General features: G+C 32.1%; 1 protein-coding gene. It reads left to right on the top strand.

The features are described 5' to 3' along the window. The first annotated feature begins 367 nt into the window (after positions 1–367). Positions 368–856, top strand: coding sequence for a hypothetical protein (locus tag D7Y06_RS25335; protein WP_120410222.1), 489 nt, complete (start codon positions 368–370; stop codon positions 854–856). The last annotated feature ends 98 nt before the right edge of the window (positions 857–954 follow it).

Below are 954 nucleotides of genomic sequence, written 5' to 3'. Positions count from 1 at the left end.
TGAGCTACAGGAAGAGTCAGAAAAACACTGGGATTTTCTGGCTTCTTAGTGGTACAAACTTTTAACTCACAAGTATTAATAAAGGAAATATTTTAAATACCAGACAACGTCTACAAACTAGGCCTGGTATTAGAGTATTGTGGATATAAAATATGGTGAAAACGGTCAAATGTATTATAGAGAGACAATCTTTGATTCATTTGGTAGAAGAATAGGTAATAATGATTTTACCGATCATGGCACTCCGCATATACATTCTAATCCCCATTATCATTCTAATTCACCGTTAGATCCACAGGCACATGGATCTGGAGTTCCTGGTTTACACCCCAGTACACCTTAATTGTTGTGAAAGGAGAATGCTTAAATGCCAATTGTAAATTATTTACATACAATAGTATTAAGTAAATATTGGAATACAAATCAGTGGCAATCATGGGCAGATCGTCTAATTGTTTGCAATGATAATTTAGAGGAATGGGTTTATGACGTTGCGATTGCTAAAAGCAGAGAAGAATTGTTATTAGCGATTGCTCATGAAAAAACCATAGAAATTTTTAATAAAGAAACTCTTTATTGGGAACCGGATGTGGTTATAGGATATTATTATCTTATGTTTCAGGAAAGTAGAATAAAATTATCAGAATTATTTGAAAAACTATTTGACGAAGATGATGCATCAAGTGAGTCGGAATTTTTTGATTCTCAAGAAGCCAAGCGTATTTTGAATCAGGCAAGAAAAGACGAATATAATCTGGAGAAAATTGATAAAATATTAGAACCTTTTGCTAAAATAGCTAAAAAGCAATTAGAAGCATTGCAACATTATGAGAGAGATAAAAATGTGGAAAGATGATAATGATTAAGAATTATATTTAAAATACACCACTTTACAACTATTATAAATAGTGCTCCTTTTGTCGGACAAGATATTTCAATGTTCTCATAAGGGCA

The sequence above is a fragment of the Roseburia sp. 1XD42-69 genome (genome assembly GCF_003612565.1).
Lineage (GTDB): Bacteria > Bacillota > Clostridia > Lachnospirales > Lachnospiraceae > Roseburia_B.
This window is presented reverse-complemented; position numbering and strand designations above follow the sequence as displayed.